The following is a 5147-nucleotide window of genomic DNA, read 5'->3' as shown; positions in this document are numbered from 1 at the left end:
AAAATTGCACTGAACTGATACTCAGAACCGGTGAATTTGCTGTTTTCTACCCCTGGGATGCTCATCAGCCATGCCTGGCTGTATCAGAACCTCTGCAGGTGAAAAAACTGGTCTTCAAGATTGCATTTTAACTATTTTCGAACAAAATTCGGCACTTCAAACGGTATTTCCAGAGACATTTCAACATATCCGGAAAACTCACCCTCTGAAAACCAGGGAGCCTGGTAAATCAGTTTTTTCACACCATTTTTTTCAATAGTATAGATATTTGCGGCCCTGGACTTCATCAGTTCCTTCAGTTTTGTCCTGGCAGGTTCCGGATGGCAGTCGAAAAGATCAGCTCCGAGCAGATTTCCCCCCGAGTACTTCTCAAACGTCCGGCAGGCTTTTTCGTTCATCTCAAGAATGGTCCCTCTGGTATCGCAGACAGTTACAGCAACTGAAAAATCCTTGACCCAGGAATGTTTCTCCATGTTTTCTCCTTAACTGAAAATCAGAATTCTGATATTATACTAAAGATGAGTCTGATAAAAAAAAGATTCGATTTTGAGAAAACAGTTACCCAGTGGCGGATTCATAAAAGAAATGAGCGGAATCGGGAAATTTGTCTTCAGGTGATTCGCCTGGATCAGAAATGGTCTCTGAAGATTCTGAAGATTCAGGAACAGGCAGTGAAAATACTTGAAGACAGGAACATTTTCCAGCCTGATTCGGCTGAATTTATCCGTTCATGGTTCAGGGAAAATCACGGATTTGTGATTGGCGCAATTGATGGAAACAAGCTGGTTGCTTACTTTGCAGTATTCTTTCCGGGAAACGATCCCGGCAATCTTGGAATCGACCTGGGGGTCGGTACGGCGGACCTGAAAAAAATCGCTCAGCTGGAGAGCGCGGTTGTGATACCTGCTTACAGGGGAAACGGCCTGGGGCTCAAGCTGATGAGACTGGCCATGAAATATTCAAATGTTCCGGACAGATGCATGACAGCTGCTCTCTGCAGTCCAGCCAACCTGCAAAGCCTCAGAGCCATGTTCGCCTGCGGGTTAAAGATCAGGGCGCTGGTAGATAAATTCAGCGGCAAGCAGCGCTACATTTTTTTCAGGGACAAGCGAGAAAAATTGTTGACTGAAAGACCCGGTGTTGTTTTGTCTTCGATCAATCTTACTGAACAGAAAAAACTGCTCGCTTCAGGCTACTGCGGTTTCAAACCTGGAAATGCAGGTGGAATTGAATTCAGAAAATTCAGAACTTCAGGTAAAAAGGAAGCGCCAGGCACAGGCCGAAACAGAGCAGCAGAGCCCAGAAGGACGTGACGAAAAACGGAATTGCCATCATCAGAACTCCAGCTCCCAGAGCCGTGAAATTCTCAGCCTTTTTACCGTAGATGAAATATCCTGTTCCCAGAAGGCCCATCACGGAACCGAGAATGATGGTTTTCAGATCCATCTCAAACAAATCAAACATAAAAACATATCGCACAGCAGATTAAAGCTGACTCCTGACCACTTAACCGTCTGAGCTTCAGCCTACTGTTCCCTATACCGATAATCAATATAGATGAAGAAGATTTTCATGATTATTTTCATATATCTGGCGATGCCGGCACCGCCTGCTTTTGCCGACGCAGTAGGCGATGTGCACCAGTTTTTCCAGAAAAATCATGATACCCAGGGTTATGAAAGTGTCAGTGCCCGCTGCAGAAATATCAGTGCCCATGCGGCGCTTTATGTGGATACGAACATCGGATCCGATAAAACTGCAGAGGATCAGCTGACAGCTTTTTTTGAAACCCAGGTGGTTCCGGCAATCAGGGACAAGTATGGCGATCCTCCTGATGTGGACAAGGACAGCCTTGAAGTACTGCTTTTTACAAGAGTCACGGACTCCAGCAATGTATATAAAGCTTTTTTCGATCAGGTGAACGAACACGACCCCGCTGAAGCCGGGTACAGCAACAGCAATCAGCGTGAAATCATCTATATAGATTATGATTACTTCGTACATCAGTCTGATGAAACCAAGCGGCAGATCGGAGCTGCTTATGTCGAAATGGTGGCCTGGAATTATTGTCCGGACAAGATGCAATTTCTGGTACAGGGCCTGGCGCAGTATTCATGCCTTGTTGTTCAAGAGGGTTATCCCATCTCATTTCTTCAGGCATATTCCAATACATGCACGTCGCTGTTTTCCTCCAGGATTACCAGGGAATTTCTTGGCAAATGCTTCCTGTTCATGAAATATCTCAAGGACAACTTCGATCCTCAAGGCACTCTGCTCAAAACACTGACTCAAACCAAGGAAAAATCAGGGCGAACTGCCATAGAAAGTGCGCTCGGGAAAAAATTCGACGATCTTTATCTGTCATTTTCACAGCTGATTTTCACCAAAGCCAACGATTATTTCCAGAAATGCTGTGCTGTAAGTTATTTTGATTTTCCGATCCAGACAACCGAAATTCTCCTGAAAAGTTATGAACCAATAGGCATCCGGATGAGTCCTTTCTGGCCGGACTGCAGCCTGTTTCTCGAAAACTTTACCGGTAAGAGCAGCGAACTGCGCGGCAGGATGCTCTTTTTTAGAAACGATGTGCTGTATTCATACGCGGACATTCAATACGATGGAGGCGCTCAATTTTCTCCACCATTTGATTTTCAAGCAAATGAAACAGTGTTGATTTTGATGAACTGCCCGGAGCAGGAGGCAGATGCAGACAGGACGTTGAAAATTCTGGTCAGCTTCAGCGAACATGAGTTCACCTATCTCAGCAATCCTATACTCAGGGAGCAGATCTTTCTCTTCTTCAAGGTGAGGGATCAGCTTTCAGGCCTTTCCCTGACTGACCCCGCAGGTACAGTTTCATCCTATCAACTGACTTCTCTTGACGCAGCTACATATTATTCAGCCTTCACAGCCATAGCTGCAGGAAGATATATAGCGACTGTTGCAGGCGAAGACGCCAACCACAACCCGATCTCCAGAAGTTATCAAATCCTGGTAGGTGCTGATGAACTTGACAGCAATCAGATATACTGACATGAGATTGGAACCTTTTAGGTTTATTTCCGTTGTTTTCACTATTTCTCTATTAATTTTCTTCAGCGGCTGTTTTGGCGGGGGCGGAATCGGTGATTATACTGAGACAGTTGATATCCAGTTGAACGACAATGATGGATGGCAGGCATTCATCAAAAATCAGACAGATAAAGCCCAGGTCTATTTTTATCGTCTGCTGTCGGCTGACCCCACTGACAAGATCAAGGACGAAGCTTTCACAGGGCTTGGCTGGTGTGCTCTGAGAAAAGGCACCCTGGATGAGGCGATCGGCTTTTTCAGGAGCATTAAGGCGATGGACGTAGATTCCAAAGTCGGACTGGCCGGAGCTCTCACGAAAAAGGGAGGAACCGCTAATTTCAAGGAGGCCATCGCGCAATTGGAAAGTCTTGGCCTTTCTGATCCTAAAGTGGATCTGAAATCCTCACGGGAACTTCATTACACTTCCGACAATCTCCATGGATTATTGGGTATATTATATATAATCAACGGACAGAGAGAAAAAGGGCTCCAGCAGTTTCAAATAACCTTAACCAGGAAAAACCTGAATTCCTATCTGAAAACCAGGCTTCCTGCTGTGATTGATTTTTTTACGACAAGTATTTGAAAAAAGCAATCCAGACCAAATCCAGACCAGGTTTTAACTTGATTACTGTAAGTTCATGGGATATAATTAGATTAGGAGAATTATTCGCATGAAGCGGAAAGGTTTTACTTTAATCGAAATTGTAGTTTCCACAGTGATCATCTGCCTGCTGGCAAGCATTTCAGTACCGCTCGGAGAAATGATGTTTCAGACCAGCAGGGCCAGCGAGGTCACCACTACTCTTGACGATTTGCGGCAGTCGCTGGAAGATTACAAGGCGGAGACCGGCCATTATCCACAGATCAGGGAAGGCGAGACACCCATGGATGCGTTGAATCGGACTCTGGTGGGGTCCGGACTCCTGAAAAGCTTCCCTAAAAATCCGGTCACCAATTCCCCCTGGGATTGGGAAATCAAGGATTCAGTCACAGGAAAGTGGAGCAGTATGGACAGTCAGAAAGCAAGGCAGGTATCAATGCCTGACGGTTCTGCCAATCAATATGCCACTGCAGTCTATGTGCCTGTTGCCACTGCGGTTTTCACACAGACTTATTATAATGCTCCCACAGATGTTTATGATATCCGCTTTCCCAAATCGATCGACCTGAAAAAGGACGACGGGACATATTACCATGAATTTTAGCAGCCGTTAAAAATCCTGAACGCAGTGAAGGATTTTGCTACGGCTGCTTATCCCCGAAGCGTCCCAAAGCCGTTGGCTTTGGGATGAGAGCCACTAACAAACGGAGTTTGAAAGTGGCTCTTCACAGCGGAGTGGGATTAGAACTCCGACGACTCGCATGTCTGGACAAGAACCTCTAACAAAAAGAATTTGCAAGAGGTTCTAAGTCCCCGAAGCGCCCCGAAACCTTTGGTTTCGGGATGAGAGCCACTAGCAAAAGTAATTGTAAGTGGCTCTGCACTGCGGAGTGGGATTAGTAACCCTGCACCAAGCACTCCCGAAGCGCCCCAAAACAGATTTTCTTACTGCTCTGGATATGTTAGAATATGATGAAATTGGTTTAAGGAGTGGAGTTGATTAAAATGTTGCTGAACAACCGCCTGGCAGTCTCTCTGGTGGAAATTCTGGTGGTGTCAGTGATAATTTCCATCCTGGCGCTGCTAGCGGTTCCTGCCCCGGGATTCAGCCAGAAAAAGAAGGAAGAACTGCAGGTCAAGTCTACAGTCTCTTTTATCAGGACCGCACTTTATAATTATCAGCAGATGCATTACTGGACCAGAGACATCCTGACCGGCGGGGTTATGCAAGAAATCACGACGCCTGCTTTCCCGGCCTGGGAAAAATACACAAATGAATATCCTCAGCTCACATCTTATGGCATTTCTACGGTTGAAATCCAGACCAACGGAATCAAGTACATGGTGGATCTGCTGGAAGCTTCTTTGCTGAAACCTTCTGATATGGAGATCGACAGACGCAAGAAGGTCCTGGATTCTTCCACCGGTTATTATTACTACAATGTGCCTGACGGGGCTTATTATGCGAAGC

At 45.8% G+C, this 5147-nt stretch carries 7 protein-coding genes; 5 read left to right on the top strand and 2 right to left on the bottom strand.

The genetic code is table 11. The annotated features are described in order from the left end of the window. Positions 1-131 precede the first annotated feature (131 nt). The gene (locus PHW04_19080) at positions 132-473 is read right to left on the bottom strand and encodes a PAS domain-containing protein (GenBank protein ID MDD2717998.1); all 342 of its coding nucleotides are present in this window, start codon (positions 471-473) and stop codon (positions 132-134) included. 45 nt (positions 474-518) lie between these two features. On the opposite strand from PHW04_19080, the gene PHW04_19075 reads away from it, so the two are divergent. After that, positions 519-1313, top strand: coding sequence for a GNAT family N-acetyltransferase (locus PHW04_19075; protein ID MDD2717997.1), 795 nt, complete (start codon positions 519-521; stop codon positions 1311-1313). Here the strand turns inward: PHW04_19075 and PHW04_19070 are convergent. Continuing rightward, positions 1243-1464, bottom strand: a complete 222-nt coding sequence (locus PHW04_19070) for a hypothetical protein (GenBank protein ID MDD2717996.1) — start codon at positions 1462-1464, stop codon at positions 1243-1245. The genes PHW04_19075 and PHW04_19070 overlap by 71 nt on opposite strands. A gap of 93 nt (positions 1465-1557) precedes the next feature. On the opposite strand from PHW04_19070, the gene PHW04_19065 reads away from it, so the two are divergent. The 4 genes from PHW04_19065 to PHW04_19050 all read left to right on the top strand — a co-directional run. Next, positions 1558-3033, top strand: coding sequence for a hypothetical protein (locus PHW04_19065; GenBank protein MDD2717995.1), 1476 nt, complete (start codon positions 1558-1560; stop codon positions 3031-3033). Between the two features lies 1 nt (position 3034). Then, positions 3035-3658 carry a hypothetical protein gene (locus tag PHW04_19060; GenBank protein MDD2717994.1) on the top strand — a complete coding sequence of 208 codons (624 nt, stop codon included), beginning with the start codon at positions 3035-3037 and terminating at the stop codon, positions 3656-3658. A gap of 88 nt (positions 3659-3746) precedes the next feature. After that, positions 3747-4280 carry a prepilin-type N-terminal cleavage/methylation domain-containing protein gene (locus PHW04_19055; protein ID MDD2717993.1) on the top strand — a complete coding sequence of 178 codons (534 nt, stop codon included), beginning with the start codon at positions 3747-3749 and terminating at the stop codon, positions 4278-4280. A gap of 392 nt (positions 4281-4672) precedes the next feature. Further along, positions 4673-5147: type II secretion system protein (locus PHW04_19050; GenBank protein ID MDD2717992.1), on the top strand; the 475-nt coding region annotated here is incomplete at its 3' end.

This window comes from Candidatus Wallbacteria bacterium (assembly GCA_028687545.1).
Classification (GTDB): domain Bacteria; phylum Muiribacteriota; class JAQTZZ01; order JAQTZZ01; family JAQTZZ01; genus JAQTZZ01.
The sequence above is the reverse complement of the archived record's forward strand: the minus strand, read 5'-3'. Positions and strand labels throughout refer to the sequence as shown.

Bases quoted from the DNA above. Each gene is read 5' to 3' on its own strand.
- PHW04_19080 (MDD2717998.1), bottom strand. From the start codon at position 473: ATGGAGAAACATTCCTGGGTCAAGGATTTTTCAGTTGCTGTAACTGTC.
- PHW04_19075 (MDD2717997.1), top strand. From the start codon at position 519: ATGAGTCTGATAAAAAAAAGATTCGATTTTGAGAAAACAGTTACCCAG.
- PHW04_19070 (MDD2717996.1), bottom strand. From the start codon at position 1,464: ATGTTTGATTTGTTTGAGATGGATCTGAAAACCATCATTCTCGGTTCC.
- PHW04_19065 (MDD2717995.1), top strand. From the start codon at position 1,558: ATGAAGAAGATTTTCATGATTATTTTCATATATCTGGCGATGCCGGCA.
- PHW04_19060 (MDD2717994.1), top strand. From the start codon at position 3,035: ATGAGATTGGAACCTTTTAGGTTTATTTCCGTTGTTTTCACTATTTCT.
- PHW04_19055 (MDD2717993.1), top strand. From the start codon at position 3,747: ATGAAGCGGAAAGGTTTTACTTTAATCGAAATTGTAGTTTCCACAGTG.